This window comes from Bradyrhizobium denitrificans (assembly GCF_013179005.1).
Classification (GTDB): Bacteria; Pseudomonadota; Alphaproteobacteria; order Rhizobiales; family Xanthobacteraceae; genus Bradyrhizobium; species Bradyrhizobium denitrificans.
This window is the reverse complement of record NZ_JABFDP010000033.1, coordinates 41,296-63,420: the sequence shown is the minus strand read 5'-3', so window position 1 is coordinate 63,420 and position 22,125 is coordinate 41,296. Positions and strand designations below refer to the sequence as shown.

20 protein-coding genes are annotated in these 22,125 nt (G+C 66.0%); 6 read left to right on the top strand and 14 right to left on the bottom strand.

The window, feature by feature from the left end:
• Positions 1 to 27: 27 nt before the first annotated feature.
• The 7 genes from HL671_RS30900 to HL671_RS30870 form a co-directional block, all read right to left on the bottom strand.
• Positions 28 to 1,656, bottom strand: coding sequence for a hypothetical protein (locus HL671_RS30900; RefSeq protein ID WP_172241643.1), 1,629 nt, complete (start codon positions 1,654 to 1,656; stop codon positions 28 to 30).
• A 10-nt stretch (positions 1,657 to 1,666) separates the two neighbouring features.
• Positions 1,667 to 2,473, bottom strand: coding sequence for a hypothetical protein (locus tag HL671_RS30895; RefSeq protein WP_172241640.1), 807 nt, complete (start codon positions 2,471 to 2,473; stop codon positions 1,667 to 1,669).
• Between the two features lie 93 nt (positions 2,474 to 2,566).
• On the bottom strand, positions 2,567 to 4,438 hold the full coding sequence (locus HL671_RS30890) for a flagellar protein (RefSeq protein WP_172241637.1): 1,872 nt from the start codon (positions 4,436 to 4,438) through the stop codon (positions 2,567 to 2,569).
• Positions 4,439 to 4,450: 12 nt separating this feature from the next.
• Entirely contained in the window at positions 4,451 to 6,316 is a 1,866-nt protein-coding gene (flgK, locus tag HL671_RS30885; protein ID WP_172241634.1) for a flagellar hook-associated protein FlgK, read from the bottom strand.
• 44 nt (positions 6,317 to 6,360) lie between these two features.
• A complete protein-coding gene (locus HL671_RS30880; protein ID WP_012045457.1) occupies positions 6,361 to 8,166 on the bottom strand; it encodes a flagellar hook-basal body complex protein in 1,806 nt (601 codons plus the stop codon).
• A gap of 294 nt (positions 8,167 to 8,460) precedes the next feature.
• Positions 8,461 to 8,964, bottom strand: coding sequence for a peptide-methionine (R)-S-oxide reductase MsrB (msrB, locus tag HL671_RS30875; protein ID WP_172241631.1), 504 nt, complete (start codon positions 8,962 to 8,964; stop codon positions 8,461 to 8,463).
• Between the two features lie 97 nt (positions 8,965 to 9,061).
• On the bottom strand, positions 9,062 to 10,492 hold the full coding sequence (locus tag HL671_RS30870) for an NAD(P)/FAD-dependent oxidoreductase (protein ID WP_172241628.1): 1,431 nt from the start codon (positions 10,490 to 10,492) through the stop codon (positions 9,062 to 9,064).
• Between the two features lie 105 nt (positions 10,493 to 10,597).
• Between HL671_RS30870 and HL671_RS30865 the strand changes: the two genes are divergently transcribed.
• A complete protein-coding gene (locus HL671_RS30865) occupies positions 10,598 to 11,137 on the top strand; it encodes a SixA phosphatase family protein (RefSeq protein WP_172241625.1) in 540 nt (179 codons plus the stop codon).
• 51 nt (positions 11,138 to 11,188) lie between these two features.
• A complete protein-coding gene (locus HL671_RS30860; protein WP_172241621.1) occupies positions 11,189 to 11,614 on the top strand; it encodes a universal stress protein in 426 nt (141 codons plus the stop codon).
• Positions 11,615 to 11,797: 183 nt separating this feature from the next.
• Here HL671_RS30860 and HL671_RS30855 read toward each other — a convergent pair whose 3' ends face one another.
• Positions 11,798 to 12,385 carry a YdcF family protein gene (locus tag HL671_RS30855; protein WP_172241618.1) on the bottom strand — a complete coding sequence of 196 codons (588 nt, stop codon included), beginning with the start codon at positions 12,383 to 12,385 and terminating at the stop codon, positions 11,798 to 11,800.
• Between the two features lie 97 nt (positions 12,386 to 12,482).
• Complete coding sequence (locus HL671_RS30850) at positions 12,483 to 13,040, bottom strand: hypothetical protein (protein WP_085972636.1); 558 nt, start codon at positions 13,038 to 13,040, stop codon at positions 12,483 to 12,485.
• 81 nt (positions 13,041 to 13,121) lie between these two features.
• Between HL671_RS30850 and HL671_RS30845 the strand changes: the two genes are divergently transcribed.
• Positions 13,122 to 13,556, top strand: coding sequence for a hypothetical protein (locus HL671_RS30845; protein ID WP_012045464.1), 435 nt, complete (start codon positions 13,122 to 13,124; stop codon positions 13,554 to 13,556).
• 375 nt (positions 13,557 to 13,931) lie between these two features.
• Here the strand turns inward: HL671_RS30845 and HL671_RS30840 are convergent, their stop codons facing one another.
• Positions 13,932 to 14,438 (bottom strand): YciE/YciF ferroxidase family protein, encoded by a 507-nt coding sequence (locus tag HL671_RS30840; protein ID WP_012045465.1) that lies wholly within the window; start codon positions 14,436 to 14,438, stop codon positions 13,932 to 13,934.
• 386 nt (positions 14,439 to 14,824) lie between these two features.
• Here HL671_RS30840 and HL671_RS30835 point away from each other — a divergent pair, with 386 nt between their 5' ends.
• On the top strand, positions 14,825 to 15,919 hold the full coding sequence (locus HL671_RS30835; protein WP_172241615.1) for a lysylphosphatidylglycerol synthase transmembrane domain-containing protein: 1,095 nt from the start codon (positions 14,825 to 14,827) through the stop codon (positions 15,917 to 15,919).
• 189 nt (positions 15,920 to 16,108) lie between these two features.
• Positions 16,109 to 18,055 (top strand): SGNH/GDSL hydrolase family protein, encoded by a 1,947-nt coding sequence (locus HL671_RS30830; RefSeq protein ID WP_041750895.1) that lies wholly within the window; start codon positions 16,109 to 16,111, stop codon positions 18,053 to 18,055.
• A 652-nt stretch (positions 18,056 to 18,707) separates the two neighbouring features.
• Here the strand turns inward: HL671_RS30830 and HL671_RS30825 are convergent.
• Positions 18,708 to 19,316, bottom strand: coding sequence for a DUF2147 domain-containing protein (locus HL671_RS30825; protein WP_012045468.1), 609 nt, complete (start codon positions 19,314 to 19,316; stop codon positions 18,708 to 18,710).
• Positions 19,317 to 19,487: 171 nt separating this feature from the next.
• A complete protein-coding gene (locus HL671_RS30820; RefSeq protein ID WP_012045469.1) occupies positions 19,488 to 20,516 on the bottom strand; it encodes an NAD(P)/FAD-dependent oxidoreductase in 1,029 nt (342 codons plus the stop codon).
• Between the two features lie 173 nt (positions 20,517 to 20,689).
• Between HL671_RS30820 and HL671_RS30815 the strand changes: the two genes are divergently transcribed.
• Complete coding sequence (locus HL671_RS30815) at positions 20,690 to 21,154, top strand: acyl-CoA thioesterase (RefSeq protein ID WP_012045470.1); 465 nt, start codon at positions 20,690 to 20,692, stop codon at positions 21,152 to 21,154.
• Positions 21,155 to 21,207: 53 nt separating this feature from the next.
• Here HL671_RS30815 and HL671_RS30810 read toward each other — a convergent pair whose 3' ends face one another.
• Both HL671_RS30810 and HL671_RS30805 read right to left on the bottom strand, forming a co-directional pair.
• The gene (locus HL671_RS30810) at positions 21,208 to 21,528 is read right to left on the bottom strand and encodes a 2Fe-2S iron-sulfur cluster-binding protein (protein ID WP_012045471.1); all 321 of its coding nucleotides are present in this window, start codon (positions 21,526 to 21,528) and stop codon (positions 21,208 to 21,210) included.
• Positions 21,529 to 21,611: 83 nt separating this feature from the next.
• Complete coding sequence (locus HL671_RS30805) at positions 21,612 to 21,986, bottom strand: Hpt domain-containing protein (protein ID WP_172241612.1); 375 nt, start codon at positions 21,984 to 21,986, stop codon at positions 21,612 to 21,614.
• Between the last annotated feature and the right edge of the window lie 139 nt (positions 21,987 to 22,125).

Genomic DNA, 22,125 nt, shown 5'->3' with positions numbered 1-22,125 from the left:
CATGCCGAGTCTGCGAGCGCGAGCAAATCAATTGGCATTGCAGATATCCCTGAGATCCTGGCTGCTCACATCCGACACGAGCAGCTCTGTTTTGGCGACGACGTCGACGATATGGTCGATCTCGGCTTCGAGATTGATGCGGCAGCCGGTGATGTCGTCACACCACGCCTCGGTCACCTGGCGGGCGCCGATGCACAGCCGCAGCGCGGCGATCGGCGCTTCGCAGGGACGTTCGATGCGGACCGGCTGGCCGACGAGACATTGACGGGCCGCGACACCGGCCAGGCGCCCGCTGAAGCGGCTGCTCAAATCCAACTGCAGCGCGCGATAGACGGCCTGAGTTTCGCCGACGCCGAGCAGTTGCCCGTGGCGCTGCAGCGCGAACGGGAAGATGGTGGCAAAGCCGAACTCACCATTGTCGTCGTCCGCAGCCAGCTCGCGGCGCGCGATCGGGCGCAGCACGGGTGACAGCACCAGCAGGCTGTCGATCGCCTCGCCGAGCTGCCTGATCGCCATGCGGCGAAACGCGACGGGCACACGGTGAAAGGCCGCTATCTCCTCGAGGGCCGCCTCCCAGCGCAGCCATTGACCGATATTGGCGCGCGGCACCGAGCGCGCCCGCAGATCGGTCCAGTTCACCGGCCAGTCAGAACGATTGACGTAGTCGAACACGCCGGACGCCACCGGACCGCCGTCGCGCAACGCCGACGACACGGCGCGCGGCACCAGCAGCGCTCCGCTGAAGGCCGGACCGCCGAAGAATTTGGAGCCCGAGATCAGCACCAGATGGCCGCGCGCGAGATGGTCGCGCAGCCGCGACCCGCCAAGCCGCATCTGGCACGCATCGACCACGACCTGAACGCGGCCGGGCCAGCGCTGCGCCACCTCCTCGAGGCATTCACGCCCCGGCGCCTGCCAGCCGAGCTTCGAGGCGTCCATCACCTGCAGCAGCACGTGGCGTCCATCGCGAACCAGGGCATCGACGGCGCCGAGCACCGCCGCGTCGATGTCGCTGCGCGGCTGCAGCGTGCCGCCGTCCAACAGCGGCAGCGGCACGGCCTCACCGGACAGGCCCTCGATCGGCGCCTCCCTGGTCACAGCCACGCCATTCGCCGTCCGCGTGCTGAAATGGCTGCCGCGCATGCTGGCCGCCGTCCCGCTGCCGGTCTGGTCGGACGCCACGATCACGCTGGTCACGGCATCACCGAGCAATGCCCGCGTCAGCGCCAGTGCGTGCAGCTGCGAATCCGTTCCGGATGGCGAGAAGACGATGTCGACATCATCGGGCAGAGCGAGATGCTGCCGCAACTCGCAGCGCATCTCCTCGGTGCGCCGGTCGAGCGCCGCCTCCAGGCCGATCGAGATCGCCGCATGCATCAGCTGCTCGCGTGCGCGCTCCACATGAGCATAAGCGCACTCGGAAATCGGCGAGGCCGTGCTCGAGGAAAAGCACAGCAGGTCGGGCATGGGGGCCGGCCCGCAGCCATAGGCGCTGCGGCCCCAGGGCCGGTCCAAGGCAAGGCGGGTGTCGCCGCCATCGATCAGAAGATCGCCGAGCAAGGCGAACAGGTCGCGCAGCCCACCCCCGGCGCGCTGCGGCGGCCGATCGGCCCCCGACGAGTCCCTGATTTCCGACCGGGTCGCAGCCGAATTCATCGCGCGATCATCAGGCCGCATCGACTGCAGCGGCAGTCGGAACCGCCACTGCCGACGCGAATTGCGAGGCGACATTGCCATGGAATACGGCTGGGCCGACGTGATCGAGCCGGCTGTCGAGATCGGCCCAGATCTCGCCGCCGAGATCTGTCCAGCGCCTGCAGAACGCGAAATCCTCGCTGAGATAGGTGCCGGTCTCCGGCTCGATCATGCATTCGAACAGTGCGAAACGGTTGGGGCTGCCGGCCAGCGCATCCTGCGAATGCTCGCGCAAGAACCGCAGCGGCGCATAGGCCGGATGGGCGATCATCGCCTCGATCGCGCGGCGGCGGATCATCAGGAAGCCGGTGCCGGCGTATCGCACCCGGGTGAAACCATTGACCACCGCGACGTGATCCGGATTGTCGATCTCGAGAACGTAATCGAGCGCCGCCGCCGGCACGTCCATGCGGTTGTCGCTGATGGCCCGACGCGCCTTGGTCCAGTTGACCTTCTTGATCGGATAGACACCGGCAACCATGTCGCCGCCGGACTCGATCAGCCGGAACACCTGCCGGGGCGTGAAGCCGATGTCGGCATCGACGAACAGCAGATGCGTGGCAGTCGGATCGTTGAGAAACAGCGTAACCAGATTGGCCCTGGCCCGCGTGATCAACGCGTCGCCGTCGCGCATGTGAACGGTGAGGTCGACATTCGACGTGGTTCGCAGCTCCCGCTGCAGGGCGAACAACGAGCTCGCATAGATGCTCGACACCTGGCCGCCGAAGCACGGGGTCGCGATCACCAAATGAATCCGCTCGTCGGTCACGTCGCTCACGTCAGCCTCCAGATGAAGAGGCTCCCGCCCCGGATCTGAATAAAAGCTAAAGAGACGTGGTTAACGAAAGCCTAACCGACGCCTCCCGCTATTTTACAGGAACTTCACCAGCGACAGCTGCGCCAGCATCGCGGTCGTCTGGTAGGACGCCTGGAGGTTGGTCTGCAGCTGCAGGATCTGGCTCGCGACCTCGTTCTGGGAAATGCCCTCGGTCTGGTCGACCAGGCTCTGCATCGCCGCTTTCGCCTGGGTCTGGCGCGCGGTGGCATCCTTCATCGTGGTTTGGGCGTTGGCGAAGTCGGTCTGGATGTCCGAGATCGACTGCTGGCCGAGTTGCGGCGTCAGGTTGGCCGCGATCCGCTGGCTGAGCGCGGCGATCTGCGGGCCGGCATTGGTGGCGGCCGGCGGCGTGTTCACCGCGGCGTAGACCGCGGTCTGCTGCACGAGATTGCGGATGGCGAGTTCATTGGCCTGGGCGCCGAACTGAATGCTCTGCGCGGTGTCGATGCGGATGGTCGAGCTCGACCGCGCCGTGCCTGGTCCGCTATTGCCGGTGTACCAGTTGACCGTGGTGGCGGAACCGTTGACGAGGCTAGTCGCCGATCCCAGCGGCGAGCCGGAGACGCGCAGCGGCGGTGTCGCCGCCGTCACGGTGCCTGAGAACCCCAGCGCGGCGAAGGCACCCGCATTGGAGCTGGAGACAGAGAAGCTCGCGGCATCGTCGGTGCGCAGGGTGATGACGCCGCCGCTCACCGTCGAAGGCTTGGAGGTGCCGCTGAGCGCATCGATCTTCGACAGCAGCGTCTGCACGCTGTCGGTAACGTTGATCTGGTTGTTGCCGTTCGCCCCCGAGGCGACGAAGGTGAGCGTCTGACCGTTGACGGTGATGGTATCACCGGCGGTGTAATTGGTGGCGATCGAGTCGGTGCTGGCCGCACCGGACAGCAGCGTGGCGCCGGTGATCGGCGCCGGCGTCGCGGCCTTGTTGTTGACGGCGGTGCCCGACACAGAGCTTGCCGTATTGAAGAAGTTGTCGCCGGCCGTCACCGCGGAGGCTGCGACCAGCGAGGTGCCCGCGAGGGTCGACAGCGCCGTGTTCAGCGCCGCGTTCAGATTGGCCGAGGTCGCCGCCGGCGTCGCGCCGATCGCGAATGTATTGGCCGGCGCGGGCGTCGTGGTCGAGGCCGTCAGCTTGATCGACTCGGACGTTCCATCCGGGAGCTTGAAGGTGAAGCTGATCTGGTCGCCGGCATTGGGATTGCCGGCGGTGAGATCGACGGAGATGCCGGCCGGCGAGCCGGAGGGGCCGGTCACGGTGGCATTGGTCAGCGACGAGGTCACCGAACTGAGCTTGAAGCCAAAGGGCGAGCCCGCGACATCTTCCGACAGAGTGATCGGCATGGTGGCGGATGCCGACAGGTTGAGGCGGCCGAGACCGTTCAGCCCGAGATCGGCCTGCCGCCGTTCCGCGATCACCTGCTTCAGGCCGGCCTGGGTATTGGTGCCGTTCAGAATGTCGTCGGCCGAAGCCAGCGCCGGCCGGTCGGTGGCGCTGCCGGAGAAGATGAAGCGGTCGCCGACCTGCGTATTGAGGATGCCGACGATGGCCGACAGGTTCGACGATGCAGTCTGCTGCCCGGTGGTCTGTCCGCTGCTGGTCAGGTTCTGCGGCGTGGCCGAAGCCCCGCTCTGCACCTGGCCGCCGATCTTGGACAACGACTGCAGCGAGGTGTTGACCGCGCCGATGACCGTGTTGACATGCGTCATGGTCAGCGAGAACGCCGAGATGTTCGACAGCTGCGCCCGCGCCGCGATCGCAAAGCCCTCGTCAGGCCCCATGCCGGCATAGTTGTTCGCCTTGGTGCCGCTCGACAGCTGCGTCGAAAGGTCCGCGAGCTGGCTCGTGATGTTCCGCACGGACAAGCCGAGCAGAGAACTTCCGTAGTTGATACTGCTGATCGACATCTTACACGCGCCTTACTGATAGGCCTGGAGCAGGCTCTGCATCATGCTTTGCACGACCGACATGATATGGGCGTTGGCCGAGTAGGTGTTCTGGACCTGGATGAGGTTGGACATTTCGCTGTCCATGTTGACCCCGGCCGTCGAGTTGAACTTCTCCTTCAGCGTGCTGACGACCACGCTCTGCCCCTGGCTGAGCTGGGTCGCGAGCGTCGACGCACTGCCCTGCTGGCTGACGACCTGTTGCAGATAGCCGGACACCGTGCCCTGGAACGGCTGGGCGGCCGAGCCGAGGCCGGTCTTGGGCGAATAGGTGAAGGTGGCGGAGGTCAGCTGTGCGAACAGGAAATCGGGCCGCGTCGAATCCCCGGCCGCGGTCTGCGGCGAGGTCGAATAGGTCGACAGCTTGGTCGGGTCGTTGAGCAGCGCCGGATTGACGTTGAGCCGCCCGGCCAGTCCGGTCATCTGCGAGCCGGACGCGGTGATCGCGCCGGTGTAGAGCGCCCCGCCATCGGTAAACACCGGCAGCTGCGCGCTGCCGCTGGCGAGCGTCTGCACCGTGGTGGTCGCCGAGGCAGATTTGACGGTCGCCTGGCTGGTGCCGTCATCGGTGATGCGCAGCGTGGTTCCCGACGGGTTCGAGAACTGCAGATGCGCGCTGCCGAGCGCACTGTTCAGCTGCGACACCACCGAGGCCATGCCGAGCGAGAAATCGACGCCGACATAGCTGGGATTGGCATTGGTGGCATTCTGCAGCGGCAGCGCCGCGGGATCGTTGACATTGACGATCTTGACCTGGCGCTGAACGTTGCTCGAATCCGTGTAGGACAGATTGATGGTGTTGCCCGCGAGCAGCCCCGTGGTCGAGACGTCGAAGCCGGCCGGAGGACCAGCGACCGCCGTGCCGGCCGTGGTCTTGTCGGACAGCGCCGAGGCCATGGTGGCTGCGAGCTGGTCGACCTGGGTCTGCGCCTGCACCAGGGTCTGGTCGCGCAGCTTGAGATCGGCCGCGATCTGGCCGGAGTTCAGGAGATTGTTGGACACGACGTCGAGCGAGACGCCGTTTGAAAGCTTGATGTTGAGCTGCCCGACGCCGCTCTTGGTCGGATTGCTGTTGTACTGCGACGTGGCGTCGAGCGTGCCCGGCGAGGAGAAGGTGAATTGCGAGCTGAGGCCCGCCCCGACCAGCTGGACGCCCGAATTGGTGAACACGCTGACGCCGTTGCTGCCGTCCGACACGACGCGGATGTCGACATATTTCGACAGCGTATTGATGGCGTTGTCGCGCTGGTCCTGCAGCGTCGCCGACAGCGGATCGGAGGTGTTGAGGCCCTGCAGCTGGGTGTTGAGCGTGGCGATCTGGGAGATTGCCGCATTGGCCTGCGTCACCGAGTTACCGATGTCCTGCTCGACATTGCTGCGCAGGGTCTGGATGCCCTTGGTGGTCGCATTGAGCTGCTGCGCCAGGCCTTGCGCGGCGGACAGGGCCACCGATTGCGCCGACTGGTTGCTCGGATTATTCGACAGCGACTGCAGCGCCGTCGTGAAGTTGTTGAGCGACGTCTCCAACGTGCCGCTGCCGCCGGGCGTGCCATACACGCTCTGCAGCTGCTTCAGAATGTTGGCGATCTGATCGGCATAGGCCCCGCCCGAGGTCTCGGTGCGGAGCTGGTTCTGGACGAACAAATCGAGCTGACGGTTGACGCCGGTCGTCATCACCGTCGAGCCGAAGCCGCCGCTGGCGACCTCGATCTGGTTCGGGTTCTGCGCGACGTAGCCAGGCGTGTTCGCGTTGGCGACGTTCGACGAGATGATCGACAGCGCCGCCTGCGTCGAGCGCAGGCCGGACATCGCGGTCGAGAGGGCTGAACTCAAACCCATGTTCGTTTGCCTTATGTCAATTCAACTGCCACGTCTCAGCGCGATCAGCGCAGCACGTTCAGAAGATCCTGCACCATCGAATTGGCCGTCGTGATCACCTTGGTGTTGGCCGAATAGGCCTGCTGGGTCACGATCAGCTTGGTGAACTCGTCGGCGATGTCCGTATTCGACCCTTCCAGCGAGCCGCCCGAGATCTTGCCGGACGCGCCGATGATGGCTTGGCCGGACTGGTCGGTCGCCTCATAGGCGCCGCCGTCGAGCGCCTTCAGATAGTTGGTGCCGTTGAAGTGCGACAGCGTCACCTGGGCGAGGTTGATGGTCTGGCCGTTGGAGAAGGTGCCGGTGACGATGCCGCTGTTGTTGACGGCGACCGACTGCAACTGGCCGGCGGCGAAGCCGTTTTGCGTGATGTTGTTGATGGTCGCCGAGCCGATCGTGCTGGCATATTGCGTCAGCGCGCCGGAGGAGATGTTGAGGCTGACGGTGCCGAGCGTGGTACCGTCGACCACGATGTTGGGGATCGAGATCGACGACGTTGTGGGCGAGGTCAGCGAACCGTCGGAGGCGAAGGTGAAATTGGTACCGACATTCTGCCAGGCCACCGTCGAGCCGGTCGCGCTCGAATTGGTCTGATAGAACAGGTTCCAGATATCCTTGTGGCCGGTGCCGAGCGTCGAGCTGTCGACCTTGCCCCAGCGCAGCTGCACGTTCACGGGCGTACCCGCGGAGTTGTAGGCGGTGACCGCGCCGCCCGAGATCGTCTCGTTGTTGAAATTGGTAAGGTCGTTGCCGATCACGATGCCGGTGCCGGCGCTCGCCGTGCGGTTCAGCGCCACCGGCGATGTGAAGCCGAGCGCGGTGAAGCCGGCCGAGGCGCTGCTCAGGCTCCAATTCTCGCCGCTGCCGGAATGCAGCGTGATCTTGCCGGCGGTGATGGTCGGCTGCACGCCGGTCACCGCGGCGATCTTCGCCAGCAGCGTGCCGACGGAATCGCCGACATTGATCTGGGTGCCCGAAGCGCCGGAGGCGACGAAGGTGAAGGTGACGACGTCGCCAGCACTGCCGGTCAGAGTGATGGTGTCGCCGGCGGTGAAGTTGGTCGTGATCGAGTCGGTCGCCGCCGCGCCCGACAGCAAGGTCGATGTGGTGATGTTCGCCGCATTCTTGTTGACGGCGGTGCCGCCGGTGACGGTGGAGTCGGCGTAGAAATTGGTGCCGACCGGCAGTGGCACGTTGGAGAGGTCGGCCGAGTTGAGGCCGCCGGCCGCGACCAGCGTGCCCGTGGCCGCGTTGCCGCTGGCGCCGGTCTTCGGCTGCGTCGGCAGGTTGGCAGCATATTGGATCGCGGTGGTCGCCTGCGCCGGCACGAAATTGTTGGCGAACTGCAGCACGGTCGGCACGTTGCCTGTGGCGTTGCCGGTCTTCGGGTCGACCGCCACGCCCATCAGGTAGTAGCCGGCGCCGTTGATCAGGTTGCCGTTGGCATTGAGCTGGAAGTCGCCGCGGCGGGTGTAGTTGGTGACGCCGGTGAAGACCGGCACGTTGTCGACCACCGACGAGGCCTTCTGGACGTTGAAGAAGCCGTCGCCATTGATCGCCATGTTGGTGGCGACCGAGGACGTCGAGACGGTGCCCTGGGTGGTGATGGTCGCTTTGGCGAAGGCGGTCACGCCGCCGGCATTCTGCCGGGTCGGGTTGGTGGCGTTGGGGATCAGGTCCTCGAAGCTGGTGCCGATGCCCTTGTAGCCGACGGTCGACGCGTTCGCGATGTTACCGGAAATGTTCTGCAGCGCGAATGACTGAGCGGACAGACCGCTCACCGAGGTGTTCATCGCGTCGAAGATACCCATACCATTCTCTCCACATTGACCCGGCCGCCGGTCCGCCCCTGGCCGCGTTTTCGTGGAGAGTGTCGCAATCGCCGTGCCAAATATGAATTCGCTGCGAAATCAGCGACTTGTGAAATGACAACGTCAAAAAACGAGTATCAAAAGTGGTGAACAATTGCCGAGCCGGCAGTTCTTGCCGGGCCAGACGCGCGCAATCGCGCCCCGGCTCAGCTGCATGTTGCACGCGCCGGCGCGTCGTCAGACCCGCTTGTCCAGGCTTGAACGGGCGCGCCGGCGAATCCGGGCGCAGATTCGTCAGGTCGAGGAGGGATTGGCCGGATGGAACACCAGCGACAGGCCGTCCATGCAGTAGCGCAGGCCGGTCGGCTTGGGGCCGTCATCGAACACATGGCCGAGATGGCCGCCACAGCGCCGGCAATGCACCTCGGTGCGGACCATGCCGTAGGTCTTGTCCTGGCGGGTGCCCACCGCATTGTCGAGCGGCTTGAAGAAGCTTGGCCAGCCGGTGCCGCTGTCGAACTTGGTCTCCGAGGAGAACAGCGGCAGGTCGCAGCCGGCGCAGGCGAAGATGCCCTTGCGGTGCTCCTTGAGCAGCGGGCTGGTCCAGGGCCGCTCGGTGCCCTCCTCGCGCAGGATCTCATATTGCTGCGGGGTCAGCTGGGCGCGCCACTCGGCCTCGGTCTTCTCGATCTCGAACTTCTCGGCGGCGCGGGCAGGCGCGGGGCCGCCGAACCAGCGCAAGGCAGCGAAACCGAACAGTCCGGCAGCAGTGGTAAGCATCAGGCGGCGGTCGATCATGGCGGTCTCCGTGCGGCGGGGGGTTGCCGGAGTTACGGATGGGATGCCGCGAAGTTACGTCAGGCGCCGGTCCGACGCCTCACTTTCTTGCGAGGTCTCAGCCCTCGCCGGCATCGGGACGACGGGTCAGGTCGGATGGCTGCGGCCGCAGCGGCAGCCGCGCGCCCGGGCGCTGGGCCGCCTGGCGACGGGCCTCGGCCGCCCTGAGCTCGCGGGCCCGCTCCTGCGCCCGCGCCCGCTCGCGGTGCCGCGCCAGCGTACCCGCGGCCGCCGCGCGGCCGCGGACCCAGAGATTGACCACATGACCCGCCACCCGGCCGCTGACGCCGCCGGCCCAGACCAGCTCGAACGGCGAGAACAGCTTCCAGCGGTCATCCCCGGCGAGGATTCCTTGCGCGATCAGCTGCCCCGCCATGGCCGAGGTGTTCATCCCCTGCCGGCCGAAGCCGCTCGCGACCCACAGGCCTTTGCGCAGCTGACCGACCTGCGGCATGCCGTGCACGGTCTGGCCGGTGACGCCGCCGAAGGTCTCGGCGATCTCGACATTGCCGAGCTGCGGAAACACGGTGCGGATGCGGCGCTGCAGCGCCGAGGCGAACCCGCTCGGCCGCGCGTTCCAGGTGGTCTCGGGGCTCGCCCATATCAGCCGGTCGCCATCGACGACGCGGAAATGGTCGACGCCGTCGGCGTCACTGACCGAGCCCTTGAAGGCAATGGCCTCCGCCAGGCGCTCACCGAGCGGCGCGGTCACGCCGCCATAGCGCCACACCGGCAGCAGCGTATCCGACAATCGTTGCAGCGGCGCGCCGAGATGGACGTTGCCGGCCAGCACGATATGCGAGGCGCGCATCCGCGCCGACGGCGTGACGATGCGCTTGCGCACGCCTGACGGGTCGATGCTGACCACCGGCGTGTCCTCGAAGATCCGTGCGCCCGCCTTGCGGGCGAGCCGCGCCAGCGCGTGGACATATTTGCGGCCGTCGAGCTGGAAAGCCTTCGGGTAATACACGCCGTGGAAATAGCGATCGGTCTTGAGCTCGGTCCTGACCCGCTCGACCTGCCAGCCTTCGACGTCGGTGTCGAAATCCTCGTGCAGCATCTGCAGGCGTCGGATCAGGGCATCGCCCGCATCGACATTGGAGACTTCGAGCGCGCCCTCGCTGAGCCCGATGCCCGGCATCGACGCCTCGCTGGCCTGGGCGCGGATGAATTCGCAGCCCGCCCAGGACAACGCCCACAGCGCCCGGGCATGCGCCAGCCCGATGCGCTCGATCAGATCGGGCAGCGGCAGGTCGAATCCAGGCAGGACGGTGCCGACCATGTGGCCGGATGCGTTCCAGCCGACATGACGGCCTTCCAGCACCGCGACGCTGGCCCCCTGCCGGGCCGCGCACAGCGCCGTGGTCAAACCGGCCAGGCCCGCCCCGACCACGCAGACATCGACGTCGAGGTCGAAATTCAGCCTGATGCGGCCGATCGCGCCTGCGGCATCCGCGTCATCGTTCGCGCTTGTGAAAGTCTCGCTCATGGCGTTTTCTTAGCCAACCCTGCGCCGGACGTCATGACGCTTTTAGTGGCGATAAAGAGACGTGGTACAGCCTGACATAGCCTGAACGATTCGAGACCGGATTCCATGCGCCGATTGATGCTGCTGCGCCACGCCAAGACCGAGACTGACGCACCGACCGGCCGCGACCAGGACCGCCGTCTCGACGAACGCGGGCACCAGGATGCCGCCATGATCGGCGATTTCATCGCGAGCCATCCGCCCATGCCGGAGCTCGTGCTGGTCTCGACCGCGGTCAGGGCGCAGCAAACCTGGGAACTCGCCTGGGCGGCGATGAACGGGCGCGTCGCCGCTCCGCAGGTGGAGACGGTGCCCGAGCTCTACGGCGCCGAGCCGATGCAGATCCTGCATCACATCCGGCTCGCCGCCGCGCTCGATCCGAAGCAATTGCTGGTCGTCGGCCACAATCCGGGCATGCACGAACTCGCGCTGGCGCTCACCGGCCAGGGTGACCCGGACGGCCGGCACGAGTTGATGCGCAACATGCCGACGGCGGGGCTCGCCGTGCTCGATTTCGACACCGAGGATTGGGGCGATGTGAGCTTCACGCGCGGCAATCTCCTGATGTTCGTGACCCCGAAGCTCCTCAAGCAGGGCTCCGATTGACAGGCCGGCCTCCCGGGGCGCGTAATGTCACGGCAGTGAGGAGGCCTCGCGATGTTCAAATCGATTCTGGTTCCCATCGATCTGGCCGATACCGACCTTGCCAAGCCCGCGATCGCGACCGCTGCCACCTTGGCGGAGACATGGGCGGGCACGGTGCATCTGCTGAACGTCATGCCGATGACGCCGGTGATGCTGGCCGAATATGTCCCGGCCGATTTCGACGCGCAGCAGCGCGAGACAGCCGAGGAAGCGCTGTCGATCGTGGCGCGCGAATCCGGCATCCCCGCCGAGCGCGTCAGCTACGCGGTCCGCCAGGGCGGCATCTATCACGAGATCCTCGAGGAGGCGGCCAAGGTCAAGGCCGACCTGATCGTCATGACCTCGCACCGCCCGGCGATGCGCACCTATTTCCTCGGCAGCAACGCGGGGCACGTGGTGCGCTACGCGAAATGCTCGGTGCTGGTGGTCAGGCCGTAGGCGCGCAGCGTCGTCGGCCCCAGGGATCGGCAAATCGCGGCTGTCGCGCGAAATACTCCGTCACGGCGTCATTACGAACGCAGCGAAGCCAGCCAGAGCCGCGCGCGAAACCCTGGAGGGCTTCGTCGCATCGCGCCTCGCAATGCGGAGATTTTTGTTGCCGTTCACGCTTCGCTCCCGAGACTACGGCCACTCCGCAATGAAACCCTTCGCCTTGTACGGCGCGATCTTGTCCCATTCACTGAGCACGCGGCGGCGGAATTCGGGATGGGTGTGCCAGAGCTGGCGCGGCACGCCGAAACTATCCACCGTCAGGAGCATCTTCTCGACTTCCGGCCAGTGCCGCTGCAGCGTCATCGCATAGCGCCGCGCGGTCCAGCTGTTGCCGAGGCAGATCACGGTCCGGACATTGGCGAGGCCGAGCGCCGTGTCGATCACCGGCAGCGAGAGCAGCACATTCTCGCCGGTGTTCATGGCGTGGTGCTCTTCGAGAATGCGGTCGGCGGGAACGCCGCGCCTGACCATCGCATCCTTGATCAGCGCACATTCGGAGGCCTCAGCTCCCGGTGTGACCCCGCCGCTGACGATGGCGTGACGGAAATAGCCCTGCTCCCACAGCCGCGCGGCCGTGGCCGCGCGCAGCTCCTCCTCGACCCGCGTGCCGAACACGAACAGGAGGTCGGCGGGACGCAGCGGCGTGTCGGCGAAGTGCCGCGTCGAGATCGCCGCGATCTCGGCGTCGTCGGGCATGCGCAGCGTGCGATCAGCCATCATTGTCCTCTTTGTCCCCTGAGGCGGGCCGCTCATTCTCGCATGGCGCGACGGCACCGCGCGGTCACATTCGATGACCCGGGATGACGCCGCGTGATCAGGGCAGCAGCGCCGGCGGAATGTCGGCGAACGTGTAGCTGCGCGGCAAATTGCGGGTGAGGAAGCCGCCGACATACCAGGCGAACATGGCGGCGAAGCCGACCAGGAACAGCGCACCCGGCCACTCGCCGATCAGCAGCGCGCGGAGCAGAAGCCCGACCATCGCCAGCGCGAACAGCGCAATCGCGGCCAGCGCCGCGCCATAGGCGAAGCGGCCGAGGCCCGCCGTGAGCCGCGCAGTGCTGCCGCTTGCGGCGAGCCGCGCGTGCAGACCGACGACGAAAGCCCGATAGGCCTCGCTCTGCGGCGCCATCAATGCCGCGGTCTGCCAGGACGTCGAGATGATGCTGAGGCGGCGGCCATCGCGGTTGGTGACATCGGCGCGAAACCGCTTCGCCTGCATCGACACCGGGCGATAGGACAGGCGGATGGCGGTGATATCGGCATAGGGCCACAGACCCGTGCGGCCCGCGAACCGCCACGACAGGCCCTCCTCCGTCAGCTCGAACTGCTGCGCGGCGCCGATCAGCGACGCCTTATAGGCGTAGCGGATCAATTGGCCGTCGGCTGTGGTAGTGTCCCCGGAAATGGCTCGGTCCTGTTGCGTGGCCCGCGCGCCTTATCCTACAAACGAGCCATGAGCGAAACGGTCTATTTCCCCCGCCATCTGATCCTGGCCGGCGCCATGGCGGCCGGCGTGCTGCTGGCGCTCGCCGTGCACATGCTCGGCGCCCGCTACGGGCTCGATCTCGGCGGCTTGTGGCAGACCGAGGACGGCGCCTTCATGCCGGCCGGGTCGGCGATCGCCTGGTGGCTGATCGCCACCGTCGGCTTCTCGTCGGGCTATTTCATCGCCAACATCATGCACAGTGCGGTGTCGGGCGAGATTCCGCAGCGCATGCGCAATTTCCTGGTCGTGGTCGGCGTCCTGATGCTCGCCGGCATCGGCCAGGCGATCTCCGGACCGAGCCCGGTGCCCTCGGCGGCCGGCGTGCTGGCCGGCCTCGCCGCGCTCGGCCTCGGCGCGCTGATGGCGTTCTGCGGCGCCAATTTCGCGCTCCGCAAGACCTGAGACTTAAGACCTGAAGCTCAAGACCTGAGGCTTCATTGTGGCGGGCGCGTCGACGCACCCCAGCGGATCACGCCGGCGGCCGTGAGCATCAGCGTACCGGAGATCACCAGCGACAGCCGCAGGCCGTAGACCCCGAGGGGGCCGCAGCGCGGGCGCCGCGGCCATGCGGGCTGTTGTCGCAGTTGATGCTCGTCTCATGCCGGACCTCCTGCTGGCGCCGAAAGACCGCCTTACTCTACCCCACCAAAGACAAGCATGCTTCGATATCGATCGAATGATGGAAGATCTCCTGCCCGTCACGACCAGTGCGGCGCAAAAACGCCGCGCAAGGGCGCGGCGTTTTGTCTCATGAGCTGTCGTGACGCGATCGGGTGATCAGCTGGCCGCGCGCAGATTGACGGTGGTCTCGGCAAGCTTGGTCAGCTTCATGTCAGTCGCCTTCTCCTCGTCCAGGGTCTTCTGGAGAACGGCGGCGCAATCGCTGCGGCCGAGCTGCTTGGCCCAGGCGATCAAGCTGCCATAGCGGGTGATCTCGTAATGCTCGGCGGCCTGGCCGGCATTGATCAGGGCAGCGTCGAGCACCGTCTTGTCCGCGACCTCTCCCGCGACCTCCTCGGCCTCCTCGATGATGCCGTCGATGGCCGGGCAATCGACCGCCTTGGGAGCGATGCCCTGCATCTGAAACACCTGCTCGAGCCGCTGCACATGCGTCCTGGTCTCGTCGAGATGGGTCAGAAAGCCCTGCTTGAGCTGCTGATCAGTGGCCTTCTCGGCCATTTTCGGCAGCGCTTTGACCAGCTGGTTCTCGGCGTAATAGATGTCCTGCAGCTGATGCACGAACAGGTCATTCATTGTCTTGATGTCTTTGGTGAACAGTCCCATTTTCCTCACGTCCTCTCGGTTCGGAACATGGCGGTCCCTCCCCGACCCGTCGCGACCATGTTCGCTGTAGGTCTTGCCTGCGGCTAACCGGTTGAGGACCCGGTTGTTCCGGCTTTGCGCCCCCGGGGCTGAGCGGAACTCGTGCCGACGGCGGGACGTTTGCGACTGAACCGCGCGGGTAACCTTTGAGACCGAACTAAGGCGGTCGCAGCTATGTGACTGGAGTGTGACAGACCCGCAGGACGAAGTCGGAGCTGCGCTGTGTCAAGGACTGCACAAGACGCACGTTTTAGCTTAAGGAACAGGCTGTCACGGATTGCCCGCCCTCATCGATCAATGATCTCGTCTCTCTTCCAAGACCTAGTGCCGCCCCGCCGGGAGGATGAATGCAGCGCCTGCTGACCACGCTCTCGCGTGGCTTCAAGAAATGGATCGGCTGGAAGCGGCTGGGGATTGCAGCGAGCCTTGCGATCATCGCCTTCGCGGTCACGACGCTCGTCCGCACGCTGAAGGGCGTTGACGGCAGCGTGATCCTGACCGCCCTGACCGAAATCCCGCCCGGTCACATCGCGCTCGCGGCATTGTGTGTGATCGGCGCATTCTGCACGCTCACCTTCTACGACTATTTTGCACTGCGAACGATTGGCAAAAAACATGTGCCCTATCGCATCGCGGCGATGAGCGCCTTCACCAGCTATTCGATCGGCCACAACATCGGTGCGACCGTGTTCACCGGCGGCGCGATCCGGTTCCGCATCTATTCGGATTACGGGCTCTCGGCGATCGACGTCGCCAAGATCTGCTTCCTGTCGGGGCTGACCTTCTGGCTCGGCAATCTGTTCGTGCTCGGCATCGGCATGACCTTGCATCCGGCCGCCGCCTCGTCGATGGACCAGCTGCCCCCGGCCGTGAACCAGCTGATCGCGATCGGCATCCTGGGTGCGATCTTCGCCTATCTCGGCTGGCTCGCCGCCGGCAAGAACCGCCGCCAGCTCGGCCAGAACGGCTGGAAGGTTGTGCTGCCCTCGGCGCAGCTGACACTGGTGCAGATCCTGATCGGCGTGGTCGATCTCGGCTTCTGCGCACTGGCGATGTACTTGCTCGTGCCGTCCAATCCGCCGATCGACTTCCTGTCGCTGTCGGTGGTGTTCATCCTTGCCACCCTGCTCGGTTTCGCCAGCCATGCGCCGGGCAGCATCGGCGTCTTCGATGCGGCGATGCTCGTGGCGCTGCCGCAATTCGGCCGCGAGCAGCTGCTCGCCACCCTGCTCGTGTTCCGCGTGCTGTATTTCGTCATTCCGTTTGCGACGGCGATCTCGATCATGGGCGTGCGCGAGCTTTGGCTCAACGTCGTGAAGCCTTGGCAGGAGCGGCGCCGGCTGCAATCCGCCTGCGACGACGAGGTCGCCGCCAAGCGCGCGGCTGCGACAGCTGCGGCGGCCGTTCCCCATCGCATCAAGCGACGGCACTCCCAGGGGTGAGCGACGCCCGCGCGCATGATCTGAGGTCGTGGAAACAGGTTTCCGCAGCGATCATGCTTAAACAAAGGGCTGAGAGCCTTATGCGATCCCGTGATATCGCATCATGCCCGCAGCGAGAGGACATAGGCGCAGTTGACGTTGCGCGCTGGCCTCTTATTTCCGCCCCATCGCTGACGTGAATCCTCGCGTATGACCCGAATGTCCCTTCGTCCGATGCTCGCGGCCGGCGTGCTGGCCGGCCTGCTCGCCCCTTTCGCGGCCACCCAGGCGGCTGCGCAGTTCGGTGCCCCGCCGCTGCAGATCAGCTGGGAGGTGCGCAATCGCTTCCGCCTGTTCCGCGAGGAGCGCGACTTTCTGCTCCATGCCGAGAGCACGCGCGATCGCTCGATTCTCGCCGCCGAGCAGGGCCTGGGGGTGCAGAGCGACGGCCGCGGCTGGGCCCGCAACGTCGTCAACCGGCTGTGCATCGACCTGGCCGGCCACGTCAACGAACCGTGCACGCGCGACAACGTGAAAGAAAGCTATCTCACGCCGATCGACCATCCCGTCACGGTGCGCCTCACCGGGCCGGTGCCGGTCGGCGCCACCTGCGCCTGGTCGTTCGACGATGGCGACGGGCCGCAGACATCGACCTTCGACTGCGCCGAGCCGGTCAATTTGCGCGTCCGCTATGGCCGCCAGACCGTTGCCAGCGTGGATGTGACCAGCGCCGAAGGCACGCGACAGGTCTCGACCGGCATCCAGGTCCGCGACGTCTTCATCGCCGGTCTCGGCGACAGCATCGCGTCGGGTGAAGGCAATCCCGACCGCCCGATCGCGCTCGCTGACGAGGGTTTCTGCTTCCGCTCCTATCTCGGCGGGCCGACCGCGCAATATTATCGGCCGAGCCGCGCCGGCTTCAAAGGTGGCCGCGCCTGTGAGGCGCCGGACACGCTGCAGAACTGGCAGAAGTACAGTGCGGTGTGGTTCAACGCCGCCTGCCACCGCTCGCTCTACAGCTACCAGACCCGCACCGCGCTGGCGCTCGCGGTGCGCTATCCGCACGTCGCCGTCACCTATCTGCCGCTCGCCTGCACCGGCGCGACCATTGCCGACGGCCTGTTCGGCAGCCAGCGCGCGCGCGAATGCACGCCTGGCCGCTCGGTGACCACCTGCGCCGGCGGCGTCAACGGCCAGATCGGCGAGTTGCGCGAGGCGCTCACCGCGGCCAAGCGCCGCCAGCCGGATCGGCGGCTCGATCTGGTGCTGCTGTCGATCGGCGCCAACGACATCAACTTCTCCGGCCTCGTCGCCGACGTCATCGTCGACACGCCGACTGAACGCACTCTCTTCAAGCGCTCAGGCGTCATCGGCTCGGTGGAGGAGTCGCGCAGCGAGCTGGCGCGCGACCTGCCGCAGGGCTTCGCCAAGCTGCGCGAGGCGTTGAAGCCGCTGGTCGGCGACCTCTCGCACGTCATCTACACCGCCTACGGCAATCCGGCGCTGAGCGGGCCTGGGGTTCCCTGCCCCGGCGGTCCGGCCGGCTTCGAGGTGCATCCCTCGTTCAATGCCAATCCGCAGCGGCTCGCCAAGGTCGCGGGGTTCGTCGAGAACGAGTTCCTGCCGTCGCTGCGCGGGCTTGCGCAATGCACCGCGGGTGTGCTGTGCCGCGATCCCGGCACCGATCGCATGACGTTCGTCGATGCGCATCAGGCCGCCTTCGCCCAGCACGGCTTCTGCGCGCGCTCGCCCCAGGACCCGCCCTTCGACCGCGAATGCTTCTCGCAGGCCGGCGACAGCTTCGATCCGAATATCGTCAGCGCCGCCAATGAACCGCTGCTGTGCGGTCGCGGCGCCAGCGAGTATCGTCCCTATCTGCCGCGCGCACGCTGGATCCGCGACGCCAATGACAGCTACTTCTCGGCCATGACCTATCCGCAGGGCCTGCCCGCGGCGATGCAGCCGGCCGACATTCACGATGCGAGCTGGGGCGTGCTGTCGGCGGTCTATGGCGGCGCTGTGCATCCGAGCGCCGAAGGCCATGCCGCGATGGCAGACGCGGCGTTTCCGGCCGCGGCGGAAGTGCTCGACCTCGATGCCCCGGAGCCCAAGATTACCAGCCAGCCGCTGCCACCCGCTGGCGGGGTGCGGCAGTGACGCCGGCCTGACATCGATTTGCCCGTCGGGCGTCCGTGCATGCGCTTGGGATGGTCGACCGGCCGCCAAGCGCCGCGAACACGCCGCGCGTCGTGCGCGCCCATGAACGAAAATCGGCAACCTCGTCAGAAGGATCATCCTGTCCGCTGGCGCCGGGCCGAATTTCGCCCTTTCGTTTTTACAGAAATTATGCTCTGCTCACGCATCCCGTGCTCACAGAGGGGCGCGTCGCGATCGTCACGAACGTGGAGCGCGGGATGCGGTGGGCGCCACCGGTCGCAGCGTGATCCGATCATGCCGACGAACGATCGGCGGCGCACGGTGAAATCGTATGGTCCTGGTCTCCCGATGCTGAGGCCAAGCCGGCGGTGATGATGATCCGCCTGTGACGGGGGCAAACAAGCCGGTCCCCGGGGAGAGTCCGTATAAGCCGTCAAGCCATCGCGCGGGGAATGCCGGTGATCGGCTGAACCTGTGGTGACTGCCGCCTGCTTATCTTGTTGCAGGCGGGCCATGGGTGAGGCCTTCACCCGGCATTCCCCGCGCCCTCGTCTTTCAGAGGGTGAAAGTGCTGCAAGGCTCGGACGCCATGCGCCGCGAGATCGCGACACCATGCTCATCAGCAACCGCCGAGCCGCGGCCCGGCAGCGGACTACTTCGCTGGCGCCGGCTTCTTCATCATCGGCGGGGCTGCCTGCTTCGCCGCCGGAATCGCGGGGGCCGCGGGAGGCGGCAGATATTTGGCGATGACCGCCGGATCGATCTGCGCCATGGCCGTATCAGGCAGGCGCACCCAGGTCTCGTCCCTGCCGAGCAGCGAGAAACCGATATAGCCGCGCAGCGTCAACGACTGGCCGTCGGGGCTCAAGGTCATCTTGGCGCTGTAGATCTTGCCGTCGCGGGGATCGAGCACATTGCCGTCTTCGTACTTCAGGCCGTCGCGCTTCATGTCGCGGATGAAGGACAGACCGAGCCAGGGCGCATTCTTTCGATCGTCGGTGCACTTGTCGCAGACCCGGTTCGGCGGATCGGTCGGCTTGGGAAACAGCTTTGCCATCACGCCTTCGAAGACCCCGTTGTGGTCGACGACAAGCACGTAGAGCACCGGCTGACCGTTCTCGACCTTCTGCCACAGTCCCGCCGCGGACGGCTCCGCTGCGAGCGCAGGCCGCGTCAGCAGCGCACCGGCAACGACAAGCGCGCCGATCGCGAGCTTCGCCACGCCAGATGCCAACCGAAGCCGGGAAAACGCATTCAGCATCATCACCTCACCTTGACCAATCCACAAATCGAATGGCCCGCCAGTCCGGGCCTTTCGAGCGTCGCTCCAGCCCATAACAGGTCTTGCGCGCCGGTGAAACCGGCGCACAAAGGAAACATTTCTTCACATTTGAGTTGGATGGACGACGTCGGGTTCCACCTCACCAACGAATTAGTTGACGCCGAGCTTCTTCTGCAGGCTCGACGACGACGTCGTGTACTGGAACACCAGCCGCTTCTCCGGATACACGTAGCGGTGCGCTTTCTGCGCCATCAACGCGCCCTCGTGGAATCCACACAGGATCAGCTTGATCTTGCCCGGATAAGTATTGATGTCGCCGATCGCAAAGATGCCGGGCACGCTGGTCTCGAACGCCGAGGTCTCGACCGGAATGAGATTGTTCTCGAGTGCAATGCCCCAATCGGCGACGGGACCGAGCTTCATCGTCAATCCGAAGAACGGCAGCATCATATCGCAGGCGACGGTCTCGACCGAATTGTCGTTGCCCTTGATGGAAGCGGCGGCGAGCACGCCGTTGGCACCTTCGAGCGCACTGACCTGGCCGATCCGCAGATCCATCTTGCCGCTTGCGACGAGCGCGCGCATCTGCTCGACGCTGTGAGGCGCCGCGCGGAAATCGTCGCGACGATGCACGAGGGTGATGCGCTTGGCCAGGGGATGCAGATTGAGCGTCCAGTCGAGGGCGGAATCGCCGCCGCCGACGATGACGACATTCTTGTCGCGGAACTGCTCCATCTTGCGCACGGCGTAGAACACCGAGGTGCCTTCATAAGCCTCGATGCCCGGCACCGGCGGCCGCTTCGGCTGAAACGAGCCGCCGCCTGCGGCGATCACCACGACCTTGCACTCGAACACCTTGCCGGCGTCGGTGGTGACGCGAAAGCCGGGATCGCCGATCTTCTCGACCTTCTCGACCATCTCGCCGAGATGAAAGGTCGGGCTGAACGGCTTGATCTGCTCCATCAGCTGATCGGTCAGCCCCTGCCCCGTCACCATCGGCACACCCGGAATGTCATAGATCGGCTTTTCCGGATAGAGCTCGGCGCACTGGCCGCCGACCTTGTCGAGGATGTCGATCAGATGCGCCTTGATGTCGAGCAGCCCCAGTTCAAACACGGCAAACAGTCCGCAAGGGCCCGCGCCAATGATCAGCACGTCGGTCTTGATCGCTTCGCTCATGTCGCTCTTCTCGTTGAGAGGCGCCGCTCGGTGGTGGCGGCAGGTGGCGGTCCCGAATTTGTAGCCAACGGGCCAGTGTCAGGGAAGGCACAAAAGCCCCCCTCGCCGGCCGCCGCTTGCAGCGCCGAGCGTAGCGGGGTTTGAAGGAGAGGTGAAATGATGGAGATCAATCGGTGACAGAGACGGCCCGCCGCGACCAGACGCCCCGCCTTGAAGACTTCCCGTACCGTCTCACGGACAATGTGCGGTTTGGCGATCTCGACCCCAACCAGCACGTCAACAACGCGGTCTATGCGACCTATTTCGAGACCGGCCGAGTGACGCTGATGAAGGACCCGCGCCATGGCCTCCTGCAGGAGGGGCTGGCCTGGATCATGGTGCGGCTCGACATGCATTTCCGCGCCGAGCTGCGCTGGCCGGGGACGATCGAGCTCGGGCTGGGCGTGGTCAGATTGGGGCGCACCTCGGTGACCTGCGAGCAGGTCGTGTTCTCGGAGGGGCGCTGCGTGGCCTCGGCCACCGCGGTGATGGTGCTGATCGACGAGGTGACACGCAAGCCGGCGCCGCTGGCGGTGCAGCTGGTCCAGGCGCTGCAGCCCTGGGCCCGGCGGGGCGTAACGCTGACGCCGTCGGCATGAGCGCGGGAGCGAGGCTCAGGACAGGCCGTCCCGGCGGACGGCCCCCGGACGGGTCAGGCCTGACGCTCGGGCGTCGCGACCACGAGGCCGTCCAGCTCGTCGGATACCTTGATCTGGCAGGACAGACGCGAATTCGGCCGCACTTCATAGCCGAAATCGAGCATGTCCTCTTCCATCGGGGTCGGCGGACCCACCTTCTCGCGCCAGGCTTCGTCGACATAGACATGGCAGGTCGCGCAGGCGCAGGCGCCGCCGCATTCGGCCTCGATACCGGGAATGGCATTGCGGATCGCCGCTTCCATGACGGTCGCGCCGTTCTCGATCTCAACGGTTCGGGATTCGCCGGTATGGTCGACAAAGGTGATCTTGGCCATGTGCGCTCATGCTGCGGAGGAAATGAAGTCGGGCTGTCCTATAACGGACCGCTCCGCTCCGCGCTAGTGCTGCGGCCGGCGGCTCAGGCGACGCCGAGCATGTCGGCAATGGCCGCGCGCGCCTGTGCGACCGCGGTGCCGAGCCAGGCCAACGCGTCGGCCGGATCGCCGTCGCGCAGCGCCGCTTCCAGGCCCTCGGCGGCGTCGGCGACATCGAGTGCGCCGATGGCGCGGGCCGAGCCCTTCAAGGTGTGGGCCACAGCGGCGGCGTCTTCGGGCATCACCTGTAGCCGCTCCAACAGGCGAACCGCCTGGTTGGAGAACATGCCGAGGACCTCCCGCTCAAGGTCGGCGTCCCCCAGCGTCATGCGCCGCAACAGGTCCAGGCTGATCGGCCCATCATCGGGCACCAGCGGGGGCGAAGGCATCCATTCGATCCGTTGCAGGTCGGGAATCATGGCGGCGGTCCGGTGCGGCGGCGCCGATGGCGCCTCTGTCCGCAAGCCAAGCACGACAATGGTTAACGCTTCGTTAGCGCCCCAATTGCCGCGGGTTTGCCGCGATTTCGACCTCGCTCCGCCCCAATCGCGGCTGAAA

Coding starts and splice junctions, on each gene's coding strand:
- HL671_RS30835 (WP_172241615.1), top strand. CDS start 14,825: ATGCAGCGCCTGCTGACCACGCTCTCGCGTGGCTTCAAGAAATGGATC.
- HL671_RS30820 (WP_012045469.1), bottom strand. CDS start 20,516: ATGAGCGAAGCGATCAAGACCGACGTGCTGATCATTGGCGCGGGCCCT.
- HL671_RS30865 (WP_172241625.1), top strand. CDS start 10,598: ATGCGCCGATTGATGCTGCTGCGCCACGCCAAGACCGAGACTGACGCA.
- HL671_RS30845 (WP_012045464.1), top strand. CDS start 13,122: ATGAGCGAAACGGTCTATTTCCCCCGCCATCTGATCCTGGCCGGCGCC.
- HL671_RS30805 (WP_172241612.1), bottom strand. CDS start 21,986: ATGATTCCCGACCTGCAACGGATCGAATGGATGCCTTCGCCCCCGCTG.
- HL671_RS30880 (WP_012045457.1), bottom strand. CDS start 8,166: ATGGGTATCTTCGACGCGATGAACACCTCGGTGAGCGGTCTGTCCGCT.
- HL671_RS30825 (WP_012045468.1), bottom strand. CDS start 19,316: ATGCTGAATGCGTTTTCCCGGCTTCGGTTGGCATCTGGCGTGGCGAAG.
- HL671_RS30890 (WP_172241637.1), bottom strand. CDS start 4,438: ATGTCGATCAGCAGTATCAACTACGGAAGTTCTCTGCTCGGCTTGTCC.
- HL671_RS30830 (WP_041750895.1), top strand. CDS start 16,109: ATGACCCGAATGTCCCTTCGTCCGATGCTCGCGGCCGGCGTGCTGGCC.
- HL671_RS30840 (WP_012045465.1), bottom strand. CDS start 14,438: ATGGGACTGTTCACCAAAGACATCAAGACAATGAATGACCTGTTCGTG.
- HL671_RS30870 (WP_172241628.1), bottom strand. CDS start 10,492: ATGAGCGAGACTTTCACAAGCGCGAACGATGACGCGGATGCCGCAGGC.
- HL671_RS30810 (WP_012045471.1), bottom strand. CDS start 21,528: ATGGCCAAGATCACCTTTGTCGACCATACCGGCGAATCCCGAACCGTT.
- HL671_RS30860 (WP_172241621.1), top strand. CDS start 11,189: ATGTTCAAATCGATTCTGGTTCCCATCGATCTGGCCGATACCGACCTT.
- flgK (WP_172241634.1), bottom strand. CDS start 6,316: ATGGGTTTGAGTTCAGCCCTCTCGACCGCGATGTCCGGCCTGCGCTCG.
- HL671_RS30900 (WP_172241643.1), bottom strand. CDS start 1,656: ATGAATTCGGCTGCGACCCGGTCGGAAATCAGGGACTCGTCGGGGGCC.
- HL671_RS30855 (WP_172241618.1), bottom strand. CDS start 12,385: ATGGCTGATCGCACGCTGCGCATGCCCGACGACGCCGAGATCGCGGCG.
- msrB (WP_172241631.1), bottom strand. CDS start 8,964: ATGATCGACCGCCGCCTGATGCTTACCACTGCTGCCGGACTGTTCGGT.